At 63.6% G+C, this 15,236-nt stretch carries 16 protein-coding genes and 1 pseudogene; 4 read left to right on the forward strand and 13 right to left on the reverse strand.

Features of this window, described 5'->3' with window-relative positions; genetic code table 11:
• The first annotated feature begins 102 nt into the window (after window positions 1-102).
• Genes INT12_RS22285 through INT12_RS22295 form a run of 3 tightly spaced genes read left to right on the forward strand, consistent with a single transcriptional unit; the run spans window position 103 to window position 2,590 of the window.
• On the forward strand, window positions 103-1,215 hold the full coding sequence (locus INT12_RS22285) for a sensor histidine kinase (protein WP_232591586.1): 1,113 nt from the start codon (window positions 103-105) through the stop codon (window positions 1,213-1,215).
• Window positions 1,184-1,843: a response regulator gene (locus INT12_RS22290; RefSeq protein ID WP_046383903.1), complete on the forward strand. Its 660-nt coding sequence runs from the start codon at window positions 1,184-1,186 to the stop codon at window positions 1,841-1,843. Before INT12_RS22285 ends, INT12_RS22290 begins: the two co-directional genes overlap by 32 nt.
• Window positions 1,844-2,590, forward strand: coding sequence for a PAS domain-containing protein (locus INT12_RS22295; protein WP_057006014.1), 747 nt, complete (start codon window positions 1,844-1,846; stop codon window positions 2,588-2,590).
• 465 nt (window positions 2,591-3,055) lie between these two features.
• Here INT12_RS22295 and INT12_RS22300 read toward each other — a convergent pair whose 3' ends face one another.
• From INT12_RS22300 to ribBA, 5 genes are all read right to left on the reverse strand, one after another.
• Window positions 3,056-4,210 carry an ABC transporter ATP-binding protein gene (locus tag INT12_RS22300; RefSeq protein ID WP_193039788.1) on the reverse strand — a complete coding sequence of 385 codons (1,155 nt, stop codon included), beginning with the start codon at window positions 4,208-4,210 and terminating at the stop codon, window positions 3,056-3,058.
• Between the two features lie 17 nt (window positions 4,211-4,227).
• The gene (locus INT12_RS22305; protein ID WP_046383898.1) at window positions 4,228-5,037 is read right to left on the reverse strand and encodes an ABC transporter permease; all 810 of its coding nucleotides are present in this window, start codon (window positions 5,035-5,037) and stop codon (window positions 4,228-4,230) included.
• Window positions 5,038-5,043: 6 nt separating this feature from the next.
• Window positions 5,044-5,961 (reverse strand): ABC transporter permease, encoded by a 918-nt coding sequence (locus tag INT12_RS22310; RefSeq protein ID WP_046383897.1) that lies wholly within the window; start codon window positions 5,959-5,961, stop codon window positions 5,044-5,046.
• Window positions 5,958-6,983, reverse strand: a complete 1,026-nt coding sequence (locus INT12_RS22315; RefSeq protein WP_193039787.1) for an ABC transporter substrate-binding protein — start codon at window positions 6,981-6,983, stop codon at window positions 5,958-5,960. The genes INT12_RS22310 and INT12_RS22315 overlap by 4 nt, the downstream gene beginning before the upstream one ends.
• A gap of 226 nt (window positions 6,984-7,209) precedes the next feature.
• On the reverse strand, window positions 7,210-8,319 hold the full coding sequence (gene ribBA, locus INT12_RS22320) for a bifunctional 3,4-dihydroxy-2-butanone-4-phosphate synthase/GTP cyclohydrolase II (RefSeq protein WP_193059019.1): 1,110 nt from the start codon (window positions 8,317-8,319) through the stop codon (window positions 7,210-7,212).
• 69 nt (window positions 8,320-8,388) lie between these two features.
• Here ribBA and INT12_RS22325 point away from each other — a divergent pair, with 69 nt between their 5' ends.
• Window positions 8,389-8,682 (forward strand): DUF1330 domain-containing protein, encoded by a 294-nt coding sequence (locus INT12_RS22325; protein ID WP_193039786.1) that lies wholly within the window; start codon window positions 8,389-8,391, stop codon window positions 8,680-8,682.
• 312 nt (window positions 8,683-8,994) lie between these two features.
• Here the strand turns inward: INT12_RS22325 and INT12_RS22330 are convergent, their stop codons facing one another.
• From INT12_RS22330 to INT12_RS32065, 8 genes and pseudogenes are all read right to left on the reverse strand, one after another.
• A complete protein-coding gene (locus INT12_RS22330; RefSeq protein ID WP_046383893.1) occupies window positions 8,995-9,558 on the reverse strand; it encodes an NUDIX hydrolase in 564 nt (187 codons plus the stop codon).
• 2 nt (window positions 9,559-9,560) lie between these two features.
• Window positions 9,561-10,313: a GntR family transcriptional regulator gene (locus INT12_RS22335; RefSeq protein WP_104903449.1), complete on the reverse strand. Its 753-nt coding sequence runs from the start codon at window positions 10,311-10,313 to the stop codon at window positions 9,561-9,563.
• 23 nt (window positions 10,314-10,336) lie between these two features.
• Window positions 10,337-10,726, reverse strand: a complete 390-nt coding sequence (locus tag INT12_RS22340) for a carboxymuconolactone decarboxylase family protein (RefSeq protein ID WP_046383892.1) — start codon at window positions 10,724-10,726, stop codon at window positions 10,337-10,339.
• A gap of 13 nt (window positions 10,727-10,739) precedes the next feature.
• Entirely contained in the window at window positions 10,740-11,225 is a 486-nt protein-coding gene (locus INT12_RS22345; RefSeq protein ID WP_010567340.1) for a flavin reductase family protein, read from the reverse strand.
• Window positions 11,226-11,237: 12 nt separating this feature from the next.
• Window positions 11,238-12,719, reverse strand: a complete 1,482-nt coding sequence (locus INT12_RS22350) for an aldehyde dehydrogenase (protein WP_193039785.1) — start codon at window positions 12,717-12,719, stop codon at window positions 11,238-11,240.
• On the reverse strand, window positions 12,716-13,549 hold the full coding sequence (locus INT12_RS22355; RefSeq protein WP_046383890.1) for an alpha/beta fold hydrolase: 834 nt from the start codon (window positions 13,547-13,549) through the stop codon (window positions 12,716-12,718). The genes INT12_RS22350 and INT12_RS22355 overlap by 4 nt, the downstream gene beginning before the upstream one ends.
• 42 nt (window positions 13,550-13,591) lie before the next feature.
• Window positions 13,592-14,182, reverse strand: a complete 591-nt coding sequence (locus INT12_RS22360; protein ID WP_046383889.1) for an amino acid synthesis family protein — start codon at window positions 14,180-14,182, stop codon at window positions 13,592-13,594.
• 266 nt (window positions 14,183-14,448) lie between these two features.
• Window positions 14,449-14,991, reverse strand: a pseudogene (locus INT12_RS32065) (methyl-accepting chemotaxis protein); the annotation flags it as partial.
• Between the last annotated feature and the right edge of the window lie 245 nt (window positions 14,992-15,236).

Consider the following 15,236-nt stretch of genomic DNA (forward strand, 5'->3'; position numbering starts at 1 on the left):
GGCTATGCCTTTGGAGATAAGCCTTGTCGCACTGGCGTTCGGGGCATGGAAGTTGCTGGTCTTGCACTAATGCTCAGCAACCGGACGGGGAGTTATCGAAGAGTGCGAACGCGACCGAAGAGCTGGCCGCTCTGGTTGGGGCCTGTGCGCCCCGAACAGGCGCGCAGCGTGCGCAGGCTGTTGGCCGGGTTGCCCCTGCACGCTGACGGTGCCTTGTCGGGTTTTCTGGACCGTTTCGACGCACTGCTGCCCGCCGCCAGGCTCAACCTGATCCTGGGCGGCGAAGACCTGGGCCCGACGCGACGTGGCTTGATCGAGGGCTGCCAGAACGTGGCGCGCTGCCCCTGGCGCGACGCGAGTGCGATGGACACGCCCCAGGCCTGCGGCCCTTGCCGGCAACGCGGGGTACACCGATTGGTGTGCGCCTTGCCCGAGGGTGAAAAAGGCGCGTTACTGCTCGACACCCCCCGACGGGCCGGTGCCAGTTGGCGCCAGTTGCTGGAGGAAGCAGCGCAAGCCGTGGCGGTCAGCGTGCGTCTGCGCAGCGACAACCGTGAGCAGCAGCGCAGGCAGGCAACGTCGCGCCACGGCGCGCTGGCCCGTGAGCTGCACGATTCGGTGGCGCAACAGTTGGGTTACCTGGCGTTCCAGGCCCACGGCTTGCAGTCACAGCTGGGCGCGCCTGCCCTGCAGGACCTGTGCGCCGGCCTCAGCCAGTTGCAACGCCAGGTGCGCGAGCTGATCACCAGCGCACGCCTGACCATGGACGGACGCTCACTGCGCCAGGCCCTGGCCGACTCCGTCGCGGAGTTTTCGCGGCGTTGCATCATCGTGTTCGAGTTGGATAACCGCCTGGCCGACGATGCCCTGAGCCCGGAAACCGAATTGCAGATCCTGCAAATTGTTCGCGAGGCCCTGGCCAATGCGGTGCGCCATTCCCACGCGCGGCATGTGCGTATTGAACTGCGCCAGACCCAGGACGGCGATGCCTCGGTGTCGGTGGAGGACGATGGCATCGGCTTGAGCCCGGCTTGCGATGAGCATAACCATTTCGGCCTGGCGATTATCCGCGAGCGCGCCGCCAGCATCGGCGCGCGACTGAGCATTGAAGCGATCCGCCCGCACGGCGTGCGCGTGCATCTTGGCCTGCGCCGCCACCACGACCTGCCACACGGGAGTCTCGATGGACTGCACGACCTTATTACTGATCGATGATCACCCACTGTTTCGCAAAGGCCTGGCGCAACTGTTCGATGCCAGCGACGACTTTGAAGTGGTGGGGCAGGCGGCCAGTGGCCGGGAGGGCATCAACCTGGCCGTGAGCCTGACGCCGCAGCAGGTGTTGCTGGATCTGCACATGCCTGGCCTGAGCGGCCTGCAGGTGCTGGACGAGCTGCGCCAATTGCGCCTGGACTGCCAGGTGGTGGTGCTCACCGCTTCGATGGACCGCGCCGAACTGCTCAGCGCCCTGCGCCTGGGCGCCAGCGGTTATGTGCTCAAGGAAACCGAGCCCGAGGCGTTGCTGGCGTATATGCGCAACTGCCACAAGGGCGCGATCATGCTCGACTCAACCCTGATCGCCTTGCTCGCCGACCCGGCCGAGCCCAGGCCACACGGTGAGACGCCGGGCGGTGAAAACCTCACCGAACGCGAAGGCCAGACCCTGGCGCTGATCGCCGCCGGCATGAGCAATAAACAGATCGGCAGGGAGCTGGGGATCAGCGACGGCACGGTGAAAATCTATGTGCGCAGCCTGTTGCAGAAACTCAATCTGCATTCGCGCCTGGAGCTGGCCGCCCGGGTACACAGCGGCGCCTTGCTCAAACACGAGGAGCGTCACTAGATGAGGGAAAGCTCTGACGCTTGGGTGCAGACATCGCCCGCGCACCTGATGGATTGTTTTCCCGCCGCCTTGCTGCACCTGCGCGACAACGGCCAGATCGCCCACTTCAACCTGGCCTGGGCCGAGTTGATGGGCGCGCCGGGCGCGGAGCGCAACGTCGTCGACTACGTCCACCAGGAAGACCGCCCGCTGTGGCGCCAGGCCTTGCATGAGCTGCGCCGGCGTCCCGAGACCTCGTTCAACCAACGCCTGCGCTTCGTGCATCCGTGCGGCGAGCTGCGCTGGTTCGAGGTCAGTCTCAAGCGCGGCCCGCAGGGCTTCTACCTGGTGGCCGGAGATATCACCGCGCACAAGCGCCGCGAAATCGCCCTGCAGGCCAGCCAACGCAGCAGCATGAGTTTGCTCGACAGCATGCCTGGGCTGATCTATCGCGGCCGTAACAACCGCGACTGGACCATGGAATTCGTCAGTGCCGGCTGCCTGCAATTGACCGGCTACCCCGCCGAGCGGTTGGTGGACAACCATGAGTTCACCTACAACAGCCTGATCCTCGCCGAGGATGCCGACTACGTATGGCGCGAGGTGCAATATGCGTTGTCGCGCCAGGAACCGTTCGAACTCAATTACCAGATTCGTTGCGCCGACCAGTCGATCAAGCACGTATGGGAGAAGGGCGTGGGGATCTATGCCGATACCTGCGAGGTGCTGGGCATCGAGGGCGCGATTTTCGAGCGCAGAGTTCTATAGGAGCCGGCTTGCCGGCGATGGTCGTTAACGATGACGCGGGAAGCCTGGATGCCCGCGGTGGCTGTGGTTTTTTCGCTGGCAAGCCAGCTCCTACCGTGGGGGCATAACCCTGTAGGAGCCGGCTTGCCGGCGATGGTCGTCAACGATGACGGGGGAAGCCTGGATGCCCGCGGTGGTTGTGGGTTTTTCGCTGGCAAGCCAGCTCCTACCATGGGGCATAACCCTGTAGGAGCCGGCTTGCCGGCGATGGTCGTTAACGATGACGCGGGAAGCCTGGATGCCTGCGGTGGCTGTGGGTTTTTCGCTGGCAAGCCAGCTCCTACCGTGGGGGCATAACCCTGTAGGAGCCGGCTTGCCGGCGATGGTCGTTAACGATGACGTGGGACGCCTGGATGTCCGCGGCGGCTGTGGTTTTTTCGCTGGCAAGCCAGCTCCTACAGGGGATGGTTCAGCTTTTTGTTTGGCTTAATGGGCGCCGGCGGCTTTGTTCAGATCGCTTTCGGCCCATTCGGTGTACACGCAGGCATCCGCCGTGGCCCAGCGCACGCGCACCGGGTCGCCGGCCTTGAGCGGCATGCCGGCGGCGGACAATGCCTTGACCGTCATCGAGGTGCCGCCCAGGGTTTTCACGCTGCAGGTCTGGCTTTCACCGAGAAACAGCACTTCGCCGACGATGGCCGACACTTCGTTCCAGCCTGCGGCCAATGGTTGCCCGGCGGCCTGTTCGACGCTCAGCGCGAGGGCTTTTTCCGGGCGCACCATCAGCAGCACGTCCTGCTCGCTGCGCAGGCCGCCGATCAGGCGGATCGACAGGGATTGGCCTTCGAACGACGCCGCCGCGTTGCCCTGGGCCTTGAGCTTGAGGAAGTTGGAGTTGCCCAGGAATGAGGCGACAAACGCATTCGGCGGGTTCTGGTACAGGTCGAAACCGCTGCCCAGGCCGACGATCTTGCCGTGGCTGAAAATCGCGATGCGCTGGGACAGGCGCATGGCTTCTTCCTGATCGTGGGTCACGTAGACGATGGTGATGCCCAGGCGCCGATGCAACTGGCGCAGCTCGTCCTGCAAGTCCTCACGCAGCTTCTTGTCGAGGGCGCCGAGCGGTTCGTCCATCAGCAGGATACGCGGCTCGTACACCAGCGCCCGGGCGATGGCGACGCGCTGTTGCTGGCCGCCAGACAGTTGCGACGGGCGGCGATGGGCGAACTGTTCCAGTTGCACCAGCTTGAGCATGGCGTCGACGCGCTTCTCGCGCTCGTCACTGGCCAGTTTGCGGATCGCCAGGGGGAAGGCGATGTTGTCGCGTACCGACAGGTGCGGGAACAGCGAGTAGCGTTGGAACACCATGCCGATGTCGCGCTTGTGCGGCGGTACGTTGACCAGCGATTGGCCGCTCACCAGGATCTCGCCGCTGCTCGGCGTTTCAAAGCCGGCGAGCATCGACAGGGTGGTGCTTTTGCCCGAGCCGCTGGAGCCGAGGAAGGTGAGGAACTCGCCGTCCTTGATGTCCAGCGAGATGTTGTCCACGGCGGCGAATTCGCCATAGAACTTGTTCAGGTTGCGCAGGCTGACCAGAGGTTGGCCAGGGTTCTGCGCGGCATCTTGGATCACTGCACTCATGTTCTGCTCCTGGGCGCTCAAGCGCGGGTTTCTGTGCGCCGGCGAACGGCGGCGGCGATGACCATGACCAGCACCGAGAGGCCGATCAGCAGCGTCGAGGCGACGGCGATCACGGGTGTCAGGTCCTGACGCAGGGTGGTCCACATTTTCACGGGAAGGGTTTGCAGGGTCGGGCTGGCCATCATCACGCTGAGCACCACTTCGTCCCATGACACGAGAAAGGCGAACAGCGCACCGGCCACCATCCCCGGGCGAATCGCCGGGAAGGTCACCTTGAACACCGCCTGCAGGCGCGACGCACCGCAGATCACCGCGGCGTCTTCAATCGACTGATCGAACAGTTTCAGCGAGTTGATGATCGAGATGATGGTGAACGGCAACGCGACAATCACGTGGCTGACCACAAAGGCGAACATCGTGCCGGTGTAGCCGAGCTTGAGGAACAGCGCGTACACCGCCACGGCGATGATCACCAGTGGCACGATCATCGGCAGGGTGAACAGGCCATAGAGCAGTTCGCGGCCGGGGAAGCGCCCGCGCACCAGGGCAAATGCGCTGGGCAGGCCCAGCGCCACGGCGAACACGGTGGTCAGCACGGCGACCTTGAGGCTGGCCAGCGCCGCGTTCATCCAGTCGGCGTTGGAGAAGAACTGGCCGTACCATTTCAGCGTCCAGCCCGGTGGCGGGAACACCAGCCATTGCGACGAGCCGAACGACAGCAGCACGATAAACACGATCGGCAGCAGCAGGAACAGCCCAATCAAACCGGTGGTGGCGTAGAGGCCCAGACGCATCCTGCGGCTCATGGCATTCGGAGTCAGCAGCATGACGGCTTACCTCGCATGGCTGGCGCCAACCGGGGATTCCGGCTGAAGCTTCAGGTAGAAGTAGAACAGCACCAGCGTGATGAAGATCAGCAACGCGGCACCGGCACTGGCCAGGCCCCAATTGAGGAACGACTGCACCTGCTGGATGATGAACTCGGGCAGCATCATGTTCTGCGCACCGCCGAGCAGCGCCGGGGTGACGTAGTAACCGAGGGACATCACGAACACCATCAAGCCGCCGGAAAACAACCCCGGCCGGCACAGCGGCAGGAACACCCGGAAGAAGTTGGTCCACGGGCTCGCGCCACAGATGGAGCCGGCCTGCAGGATCATCGGGTCGATGGCCTGCATGGTCGCCTGCAACGGCAGCACGATGAACGGAATCATGATGTAGCTCATGCCGATCACCACGCCCGTCAGGTTGTGCACCATCTCCAGGGGCACATCGATGATGCCCATGGCCAGCAGCGCCTTGTTGATCACCCCCGAGGCTTGCAGCAGCACCAGCCAGGAATAGGTGCGGGCCAGCAGGCTGGTCCACATCGACAGCAGCACGATATTCAGCATCCAGCGGCCCCAGCCGCGTGGCACCAGGGTAATCGCCCAGGCCAGCGGGAAGCCCAGCAACAGGCTGAACAGGGTCACCAGGCCCGCCACCGAAAAGGTGTTGAGCAGCACGCGGGCGTAGGCCGAGTTGGCGAACAGCTGTTCATAGTTGCCCAGGCCCGGCACGGGCTCCAGCACGCCGCGCAGCAACAGCCCGATCAGCGGTGCGAGGAAGAACAGGCCGAGGAACAGCAGGGCCGGGATCAGGTTGCCCGCCCCGCGCCAGCGCTGGGCCAGGGGCGGCGATACGGCTTTGCTGCAAACCGCGCCGGCAGCGCCGAGGGCGCTCCCGGTCGGTGTGGTTGCCGTCATTTTCATTTGACTAGCCATTCATTCCACCGTGTCGCAATGGCCGGACCGTTCTTGGCCCAGTAGGCGAAATCGAGGGTGATCTGGTCCTTGGCATACGCCGTCGGCAGGTTGGGCGCCAGGACTGAATCCAGGCGCTGCACGCTGTCGATATTCACCGGTGCATAAGCGGTCAGGTTGGAGAAATCGGCCTGGCCCTTGGCGCTGCTGGCACTGGCCAGGAACTTCATCGCGGCGGCTTTGTTTTTGGTGCCCTTAGGCACGACGAGGATGTCGGCCATGACCAGGTTCTGCTTCCAGCTGACGCCCACCGGTGCGCCATCTTCCTGCAGGGCGTGGATGCGACCGTTCCAGAACTGGCCCATGCTGACTTCGCCGGAGGCCAGCAGTTGCTGCGATTGCGCGCCGCCGCCCCACCAGATGATGTCTTTTTTGATGGTGTCGAGTTTCTTGAAGGCGCGGTCCAGGTCCAGGGGGTAGAGTTTGTCGGCGGGCACGCCGTCGGCGAGCAGGGCCAGTTCGAGCACGCCAGGGCTGGGCCATTTGTAGAGGGCGCGTTTGCCGGGGTAGGTCTTGGTGTCGAACAGCGCGGTCCAATCCTGGGGCTTGGCGGCGCCGAGTTTGCTTTCGTTGTAGCCGAGCACGAAGGAGAAGAAGAACGAACCGACGCCATGGTCGGAGACGAAGCGCGGGTCGATCTTGTCGCGCTGGATCACCGAGAAGTCCAGGGGTTCGAGCAGGCCTTCGGCGGCGGCGCGCAAGGCGAAGTCGGCCTCGACGTCTACCACGTCCCACTGCACGTTGCCGCTTTCGACCATGGCCTTGAGCTTGCCGTAGTCGGTCGGGCCGTCTTGCACCACGGTGATGCCGCTGGCCTTGCTAAAAGGGTCGGCCCACGCCTGCTTCTGCGCATCCTGGGTGCTACCGCCCCAGCTCACGAAATTCACGCTTTCGGCCGCCAGGGCCGCGTGAGTGACCGTAGCCAATAAACCCGCGAACAGCACTGCGGTTGCACGTTTGTTCAACACCATTTTCACGCCCTCATTTGTTGTGTTTTTGAGCGGGCTTGGTAATGCCCGCCTATCGGGAGCAGTAGGTCCATCGGAGCCTCTAATCGAGGCCCAAAAGGCGACCGTGCCAAGGGCTGTTATTGGTGCTGTCCCTGGCGGGCGCACTTGGCGAAAGCGTTCGGTCTATGGAATATCATATTATGGTATTCCAAACTTTGTGCAAGCATTTTGCCTTACCGGTTATCCGTCACTCGGTGAAGGGAATGCTCTCGACCACCTCCAGGTCGTAGCCAGTCAGCCCGGCGTATTTCAGGGGCGGGCCGAGGTGACGCAGCTTGCCGACGCCCAGGTCCTGCAATATCTGCGCCCCGGTGCCGACTTCCGAATAAATCCGCGATTGCGAACGGTTGAACTGGCGCGGCGCCTGGGTCAGTTGCGGTACGCGCTCCAGCAGCGCCTGGGACGATTCATGATTGGCCAGCACCACCACCACGCCACGACCTTCGGCCGCGACGCGTTGCAGGGCGGCCCACAGCGTCCAGTTGGACGGACCGCTGTAGTCGGCACCGACCAGGTCGCGCAGCGGGTCGATCACATGCACGCGCACCAGCGTAGGTTCATCGCGGCGCAACGGGCCCATCACCATGGCCATGTGTACACCACCGTCGATGCGGTCTTCAAAGGTGATCAGGCGGAACGTGCCATGCACCGTGGGCAGGTCGCGTTCGCCAATGCGCGCCACGGTGCGTTCGGTGCTGAGGCGGTAGTGAATCAGGTCGGCGATAGTGCCGATCTTGATCCCGTGCTTGCGCGCGAAGATCTCCAGCTCAGGTCGGCGGGCCATGGTGCCATCGTCGTTCATCACTTCGACGATCACCGAGGCTGGCGTATGCCCGGCCAGGCGTGCCAGGTCACAGCCGGCTTCGGTGTGGCCGGCGCGGGTCAGCACGCCGCCGTCTTTGGCGCGCAACGGAAAGATGTGCCCGGGCTGCACGATATCGGCCGGCCCGGCATTCACGTCCACGGCTGCCGCCACCGTGCGTGCGCGGTCGGCGGCAGAGATACCGGTGGTCACACCGCTGGCCGCTTCGATGGACACGGTAAACGCGGTGCTGAACGCGCTGCCATTGCTCGGTACCATCTGCTCCAGGCCCAGGCGCTGGCAGTGTTCGTCGGTGAGGGTCAGGCAGATCAGACCACGGGCTTCACGGGCCATGAAACTGATAGCCTCGGCACTGCAGCACGCCGCAGGCAGCAGCAGGTCGCCTTCGTTTTCCCGGTCTTCGTCGTCTACCAGGAGCACCATCTTGCCTTGGCGGTAGTCTTCGATGATGTCTGCGCTGCTGTTGAAGGACATGTTGGGTGCTCGATTTGTTGGTTGTATGTATTATGGTATACCACAAAAATCAAGCAAGAGGATGTCGCGATGAAGGCCTACTGGATTGCCCATGTAGATGTGTCCGATGCAGAGCAGTACACGCAGTACACCCAACGCGCGCCGGCGGCGTTTGTGCAGTTTGGCGGGCGGTTTCTGGCCAGGGGCGGGCGCAGCGAAGCGATGGAAGGCGGGCCGGCGCGGCAGCGTAATGTGGTGATTGAGTTCGATAGCTATGAGCAGGCGGTGGCGTGTTACGAATCCGCCGAGTATCAGGCGGCGAAGGCCCACCGTGAGGGCGTGGGACAGGCGCAGATCATCATCGTGGAAGGCCTGGCGCCTTAGGTATATCAGTCCAAGTATTGTTCCCAATGTGGGAGGAGGCTTGCCCCCGATGGCAGTGGTTCAGTCACCTCATTCAGTGGCTGACACACCGCTATCGGGGGCAAGCCCCCTCCCACATTGGGTTCGGTGGTGTGGAATAGGATGCGTTGCAGCGCCCTGGTTTCGACGATGAGCAGGGTTGATTCACGCGCTTCAAACTGTGGGAGGGGGCTTGCCCCCGATAGCGGTGTGTCAGCCAACGACGATGTTGAATATGCCACTGCCATCGGGAGCAAGCCCTCTCCCACATTTGAACCGAGTTCAGCTTGAAGATCAGCGGATGAAGTGGATCTTGCCGCTGTCGTCATTCCCGATGTAGATGCCATACACCCCGGCCTGGCGTTCCTCGATGTAGCGTTCGAGGATCTGCCGGATCGCCGGGTAGTAGATGCTGTCCCAGGGAATGTCCTCGGGCGCGAAGAATTGATAGTCGAGGGTTTCCGGCCCGAACTGGCCGGTGATCTCCAGCGCGATGGCGCGGAAGATGATGTACACCTCGCTGATCTTCGGCACGCTGAAGATCGAGTAGGGCGAGACGATCTCGGCGCGCACGCCGCTTTCTTCCCAGACTTCGCGCAACGCGGCCTGTTCGGTGGTCTCGCCGCCTTCCATGAAACCGGCCGGCAGGGTCCAGGTGCCGGGGCGCGGTGGGATCGCCCGTTGGCACAGCAGGTACTTGCCGTCCTGCTCGATGATGCAGCCGGCGATGATCTTGGGATTGATGTAGTGGATATAGCCGCAACCGCGGCACATCAGGCGCTCATGCGTATCGCCCGGAGGCAACTGGTGACCGAGGTCACTGCCGCCGCATTTGGGGCAAAAGCTTGGCCTGAACACGGTCAGTGACCTATACGCGGTTCTTTGAGGGCGATGGGCAGGGTGATCTCGGGGATCTTGCCGGTCTCTTCCTGTTTGCGCTTGAGGTAATCCAGGGCCACGGCCGCCGCCGCGCGCACGTGGTCGACGCAGGCCTGGTGGGCGGCGAGCGGGTCGCCGCTCTTGATCGCCTGGACCATGCGTTCCATTTCCTGATTGCTGGTGCCGCGACGGTTTTCCTGGGACACCGACGTGGCGCGCAGGTAGCTGATGCGCGCCTGCAATTGACGCAACTGGGTGGCGGCCACGCGGTTGCCGGAGCCTTCAAGCAACACGTCGTAGAAACCCTGTACCGAATCGATGACCTGTTGCAGTTCGCCGTCCTTGAGGGCCTTGCGGTTTTCCTCCAGGGCCTTTTCCAGGGCCTTGATGTCCTTGGCCTTGGCGCGCAGGGTGAACAGCTGCACGATCAAACCTTCGAGCACGCAACGCAGTTCATAGATGTCGACGGCATCGGCCAGGGTGATGATCGCCACCTGGGGGCCCTTGGCATCGGCGAATTCCACCAGGCCTTCGGACTCCAGGTGACGCAAGGCTTCGCGCACCGAGGTACGGCTGACGCCGAGGCGATCGCACAGGTCGCGCTCCACCAGGCGATCACCCGGCAGCAGCTGGAAGTTCATGATGGCGCTGCGCAGTTTCTCCAGCACGATTTCGCGCAGGGTGACCGGGTTGTGATTGACCTTGAAGCTGTCGTCGAGGGGCAGGCGTTTCATGGGGGCTGCTCTGAATGGGGCGGTTAACGGGATGCCTCGGCATCGGCTTCGGCGAAGGCTTCCCGGGCCAGCCGGAAGCTGTCCACGGCGGCGGGAACCCCGCAATAGATGCCGACCTGAAGCAGAATTTCGCGTATTTGTTCACGACTCAGGCCGTTACGCAAGGCGCCGCGCACATGCAGCTTGAGCTCGTGAGGCCGATTGAGGGCCGAAATCATTGCCAAGTTTATCATGCTGCGTTCTTTAAGCGACAAACCCTCCCGGCCCCACACATGGCCCCAGCAGTATTCGGTGACCATCTCTTGCAGGGGGCGGGTGAAGTCGTCGGCGTTCTCGATCGAGCGCTGCACATAGGCTTCGCCCAGCACCTGGGTGCGGATCTTCAGCCCCTGCTCATACTTTTCGTTGCTCATTGCACACAGCTCCTCAAGCCAGGGTGGGCAGCGGGCCCAGCTTGCCTTTGTGATAGATCATCGGCGTGACCGGTTGCTCGGGCAGGATCAGGTTCTTCACGGCGCCGACGATGATCGCGTGATCGCCGCCGTCGTATTCGCGCCACAGCTCGCACTCGATGATCGCCGTGGCCTTGGCCAGCAGCGGGTTGCCCAATTCGCTCAGGTGCCACTCGATGCCCTTGGCTTTTTCCTTGCCTTTGCTGGCGAAGGCATAGGCTTCGGCGGTCTGGTCGGCGGACAGCAAGTGGATCGCAAAGCGCTTGCTGTCACGCAGGATCGGGTACGTGTCCGACGCATAGTTGGGGCAGAACAGCACCAGGGCCGGGTCGATCGACAGCGCGCTGAACGCGCTGGCGGTGATGCCGACGATGCCGCCGTCCGGGTCGAGGGTGGTGACCACCGTGACCCCGGACGGGAACGAGCTCATGACGTCTTTGTAAATGCCGGGTTCGATCATGGTTGTGGACTCTTAACGCATCACAAAAGGATCAGGCATGGGCGCCTGGGAGAGGTTGATCCACACCGTCTTCAGCTCGGTGTAGGCCAGCACCGAATCGATGCCGCTTTCGCGTCCGTAGCCGCTGTTCTTGAAGCCGCCGATGGGCGCCATGGCCGAGACCGCGCGGTAGGTGTTGACCCAGATGATCCCCGAGCGCACATCGCGCGCCAGGCGGTGGGCGCGCCCGAGGTCGCGGGTCCAGATACCGGCAGCGAGGCCGAACTGCGAGTCGTTGGCGATGGCCAGTGCTTCGGCTTCGTCCTTGAAACGGATGACCGAGGCCACCGGCCCGAATACTTCCTCTTGCATGATCTTCATCGAGTTGCGGTCGCACTCGAACAGCGTCGGCTCATAGAACCAGCCTTCGCCGAGGTTCTGCGGGCGCTTGCCGCCGGTGCGCAGGCGTGCCCCTTCGGCGATGGCGTCCGCCACCAGGCCTTCGACCACGGCCAGTTGCTGCGCGGTGGCCATGGGGCCCATTTCGCTGGCGTCGTCTTGCGGGTTGCCGATGCGGATGCGTTGGGCGCGCGCTACCAGGCGCTCGACGAATTCGTCGTAGATAGCGTCCTGCACCAGCAGGCGCGAACCGGAGACGCAACTCTGCCCGGACGCCGCGTAGATGCCGGCGATTGCACCATTGATGGCGCTGTCGAGGTCGGCGTCGGCAAAAATGATATTCGGCGACTTGCCGCCCAGTTCCAGGGAGAGTTTGGCGAAGTTCTCCGCGCTGCTGCGCACCACATGCCTTGCCGTGGCCGCGCCGCCGGTAAAGGCGATCTTGCGCACCAGCGGGTGGCGGGTGAGGGCGGCGCCGGTGCTGGGGCCAAAGCCTGTGACCACGTTGACCACGCCCGCTGGAATGCCGGCTTCGAGGGCCAGGCGCGCCAGTTCCAGGACGGTCGCCGAGGCATGTTCCGACGGCTTGATCACGATGGTATTGCCCGCCGCCAGGGCCGGCGCGAGTTTGATCGCGGTCAGGTACAGCGGGCTGTTCCACGGAATGATCGCAACGACTACGCCCATGGCTTCATGCACGGTGTAGGCGAACAGGTCGGGCTTGTCCAACGGCAGGGTGCCGCCTTCGAGCTTGTCGGCCAGGCCGGCGGTATAGTGGAAAAACTCCGGCAGGTAGCTGACCTGGCCACGGGTTTCGCGGATCAGCTTGCCGTTGTCACGGCTTTCCAGCTGGGCCAGGTGTTCCTTGTTCGCGGCGATCAGGTCACCCAGGCGGCGCAGCAGTTTGCCCCGTGCGGTGGCGGTGAGGCCGCGCCAGGCCGGGCTGTCGAAGGCGCTTTGCGCGGCCTGCACGGCGCGCTCCACGTCGGCTTCGTCGGCGTCGGGCAATTGCGCCCAGGGTTCGGCCAGGGCCGGGTTGAGGCTGTCGAAGGTCTTGCCGGAGAGGGCATCGACCCATTCACCGCCGATGCACATCTGGAAGCGTGCGAGTGTCATGCAACGATCCCCTTGATAGGAGTGTTTTGGGCGTACACCGTGTCGAGGAACCCCAGCAGCAACTGGTTGACCAGGCGCGGCGATTCTACCGGCATCATATGCCGTTGCTCGGCCAGCACCGCAACGCTGGCGCCGGGAATGCGATCGGCCAGTTGCCGGGCCATTTCCGGGGTCGAGCCAGGGTCGAGTTCGCCGGTGGCGACCAGGGTCGGTGCGCGCAACCCCGGGAGGTCGTCGGCACGGTACATGTCCTGGGTCGCAAACAGTTCATAGGTGGTCAGGTAACCCTGGGGGTCGTTGCCCGCCAGGGTTTCACGCAGCGCGGCGATCTGCGCCGGGTTGGCCGCCTGGTATTCACGGCTGAACCAGCGCGACAGTGCGGCTTCGGCATTCGCGTCGGGGCCGTGTTCGGCGGCCTGGGCGGTACGTGCGATGACTCCGGCACGCTGTTCAGGGCTGCGGTTGAACACACTGTTGAGCACCACCAGGCCCTTCAGGCGCTCGGGGTAATGCAAGGCAAACGCCCGCGCGACCAGGCCGCCCATGGAAAACCCGATCACCGTGGCCTGGGGCAGTTGCAGGTGGTCGAGCAGTTCCAGCAACTGGTCGGCATAGCCGAGCAGCGGGGTGTCGGCGGCCGGGCGCGGGCTGGCGCCATGGCCGAGCATGTCATAGGTGATCACGCGGTAGTTCGTGGCCAGGCCAACGACTTGCCCGCCCCACATTTCTTTATTCAGGCCCACGCCGTGGATCAAAACCACAGGCTGGCCTTGGCCGGTCGCCAGATAACTGGTGCCAGCCGGGGTGCGTTCAGCGGTGAGCCGAATCATGGAGCGCTCCTGCATGCTTTTTGTTGGGGTGGCCGGTCTTGCTTACTGGGCTTTTTCAGCCGCCAGCTCTTCCAGGTCGATATAACGGTTGCCGATGCGCGGATGCAGGCGGCCGCCATCGGCGCAACCCAGGACCACGACGATTTCGTCGGCACGCGGCGCATCTTCGATCTGCATCTCCAGGGTGATGTAGTGCGAACGCAGGCCTTCGTCGTCCTTGTGCATCATCGGGATCTGGATCGACGTGCCCGGGCCGCCGCGCTTGTTGGTAAAACTCAGGTAGCTCTTGGCCTTGACCGCCTCACGGTAGTGGTTGCCGAAGCGCAGGGTGTGGATGATCGCGCTGGCATGTTCGATCTCGCCGTCGGCACCGACCACTGCGGCCTTGCCGTAGGCCTCGATTTTTTCCGCGCCGCCGATGATGCCCACCAGGCGCTCGACCATCAGCGCGCCGAGGTCGGAGCAATTGGCACGGATCTCAGGCTTGAGGTCTTCGACGAAACCGCGACCCAGCCAAGGGTTTTTCAGCACCACGGCCAGGCCGACCATGGTCACGGGAGTGTCCGCGGCTTTACCGCCTTCGATAAAGGTTTCTTCTACGTAGCTGACGATCTTGCGGATTTCGAAACTCATGGGCTGCTCCGTCTGATGTGAGAGGTCTGCGTATGATGGTATACCATAATACGAGAATCGCAATAGACGTCAGCACGTTCGAATGATCGGCGGTTGCGCGCCAGCCTTATCCGCGGATGCGGACAGTGACGCCGAGGTCGGCGGGAGGTATTGGCGTGTGAATGCACCTCAAGGCGACCGGTTGCGCGGTCGGGCTCAAGGTAGAGGCTGGCGTGGGGTAAAACAGCAGAGGCGGTGAGTGGCTCACCGCCTTGCATTGGCGGGGGTTAGAACTTGAAGCGGCCGACCAGGCCTTTGAGCTGCCCGGAGATATCCGTCAAACGGCCAGAGGCGGTCTGCGCCGAGTGGGCAAAGTCTTCCACCAGTTGGGCATCGGCGTGGATTTGCGCGATGTGCTGGTTGATCTGTTCGGCGACCTGGTGCTGTTCCTCGGCGGCGGTGGCGATCTGGGTGTTCTGGTCGCGGATCGAGTCCACCGAGCCTTGGATCTTGTCGAAGCTGTCGCGGGCCTGCTGGATGCGTTCCACACTGGTTTGCGACACCTGCAGGCTGCCTTGCATCTGCAGGGTGACTTCCTGGGTGCGGCGCGCGAGGTTGCCGAGCAGGCTGTCGATCTCGCCGGTGGAGTCGGCGGTGCGGCGGGCCAGGGCGCGCACTTCGTCGGCGACCACCGCGAAGCCGCGGCCCTGGTCACCGGCGCGCGCGGCTTCAATCGCCGCGTTGAGCGCCAGCAGGTTGGTCTGCTCGGCAATCGAGCGGATCGTGTCGAGGATGGTGTTGATGTTTTTGCTGTCCTGCTCCAACTGCTGCATGGTCTGGGTCGACTTTTGCAGGTCTTCGCTCAGTTTGAGCACGCTGCCGGTGGCTTCGCCGATATGCTGCTGGCCGTCGTGTACATCGCGGTAGCCTGCGTCGGCGCTGGACGCGGCGGCGCTGCAGGAGCGGGCGACTTCGTTGGCGGTGGCCACCATTTCGTTGAATGCGGTACTCACCAGCTCCACGGCTTCACGTTGGCGACCGGCGGCCTGGTTCAGGTTGTTGGCCACTTCGCGGG

This window comes from Pseudomonas sp. K8 (assembly GCF_014889455.1).
GTDB lineage: Bacteria > Pseudomonadota > Gammaproteobacteria > Pseudomonadales > Pseudomonadaceae > Aquipseudomonas > Aquipseudomonas veronii.

Bases quoted from the DNA above. Each gene is read 5' to 3' on its own strand.
- INT12_RS22290 (WP_046383903.1), top strand. From the start codon at position 1,184: ATGGACTGCACGACCTTATTACTGATCGATGATCACCCACTGTTTCGC.
- INT12_RS22295 (WP_057006014.1), top strand. From the start codon at position 1,844: ATGAGGGAAAGCTCTGACGCTTGGGTGCAGACATCGCCCGCGCACCTG.
- INT12_RS22300 (WP_193039788.1), bottom strand. From the start codon at position 4,210: ATGAGTGCAGTGATCCAAGATGCCGCGCAGAACCCTGGCCAACCTCTG.
- INT12_RS22305 (WP_046383898.1), bottom strand. From the start codon at position 5,037: ATGCTGCTGACTCCGAATGCCATGAGCCGCAGGATGCGTCTGGGCCTC.
- INT12_RS22310 (WP_046383897.1), bottom strand. From the start codon at position 5,961: ATGAAAATGACGGCAACCACACCGACCGGGAGCGCCCTCGGCGCTGCC.
- INT12_RS22315 (WP_193039787.1), bottom strand. From the start codon at position 6,983: ATGGTGTTGAACAAACGTGCAACCGCAGTGCTGTTCGCGGGTTTATTG.
- ribBA (WP_193059019.1), bottom strand. From the start codon at position 8,319: ATGTCCTTCAACAGCAGCGCAGACATCATCGAAGACTACCGCCAAGGC.
- INT12_RS22325 (WP_193039786.1), top strand. From the start codon at position 8,389: ATGAAGGCCTACTGGATTGCCCATGTAGATGTGTCCGATGCAGAGCAG.
- INT12_RS22335 (WP_104903449.1), bottom strand. From the start codon at position 10,313: ATGAAACGCCTGCCCCTCGACGACAGCTTCAAGGTCAATCACAACCCG.
- INT12_RS22340 (WP_046383892.1), bottom strand. From the start codon at position 10,726: ATGAGCAACGAAAAGTATGAGCAGGGGCTGAAGATCCGCACCCAGGTG.
- INT12_RS22345 (WP_010567340.1), bottom strand. From the start codon at position 11,225: ATGATCGAACCCGGCATTTACAAAGACGTCATGAGCTCGTTCCCGTCC.
- INT12_RS22350 (WP_193039785.1), bottom strand. From the start codon at position 12,719: ATGACACTCGCACGCTTCCAGATGTGCATCGGCGGTGAATGGGTCGAT.
- INT12_RS22355 (WP_046383890.1), bottom strand. From the start codon at position 13,549: ATGATTCGGCTCACCGCTGAACGCACCCCGGCTGGCACCAGTTATCTG.
- INT12_RS22360 (WP_046383889.1), bottom strand. From the start codon at position 14,182: ATGAGTTTCGAAATCCGCAAGATCGTCAGCTACGTAGAAGAAACCTTT.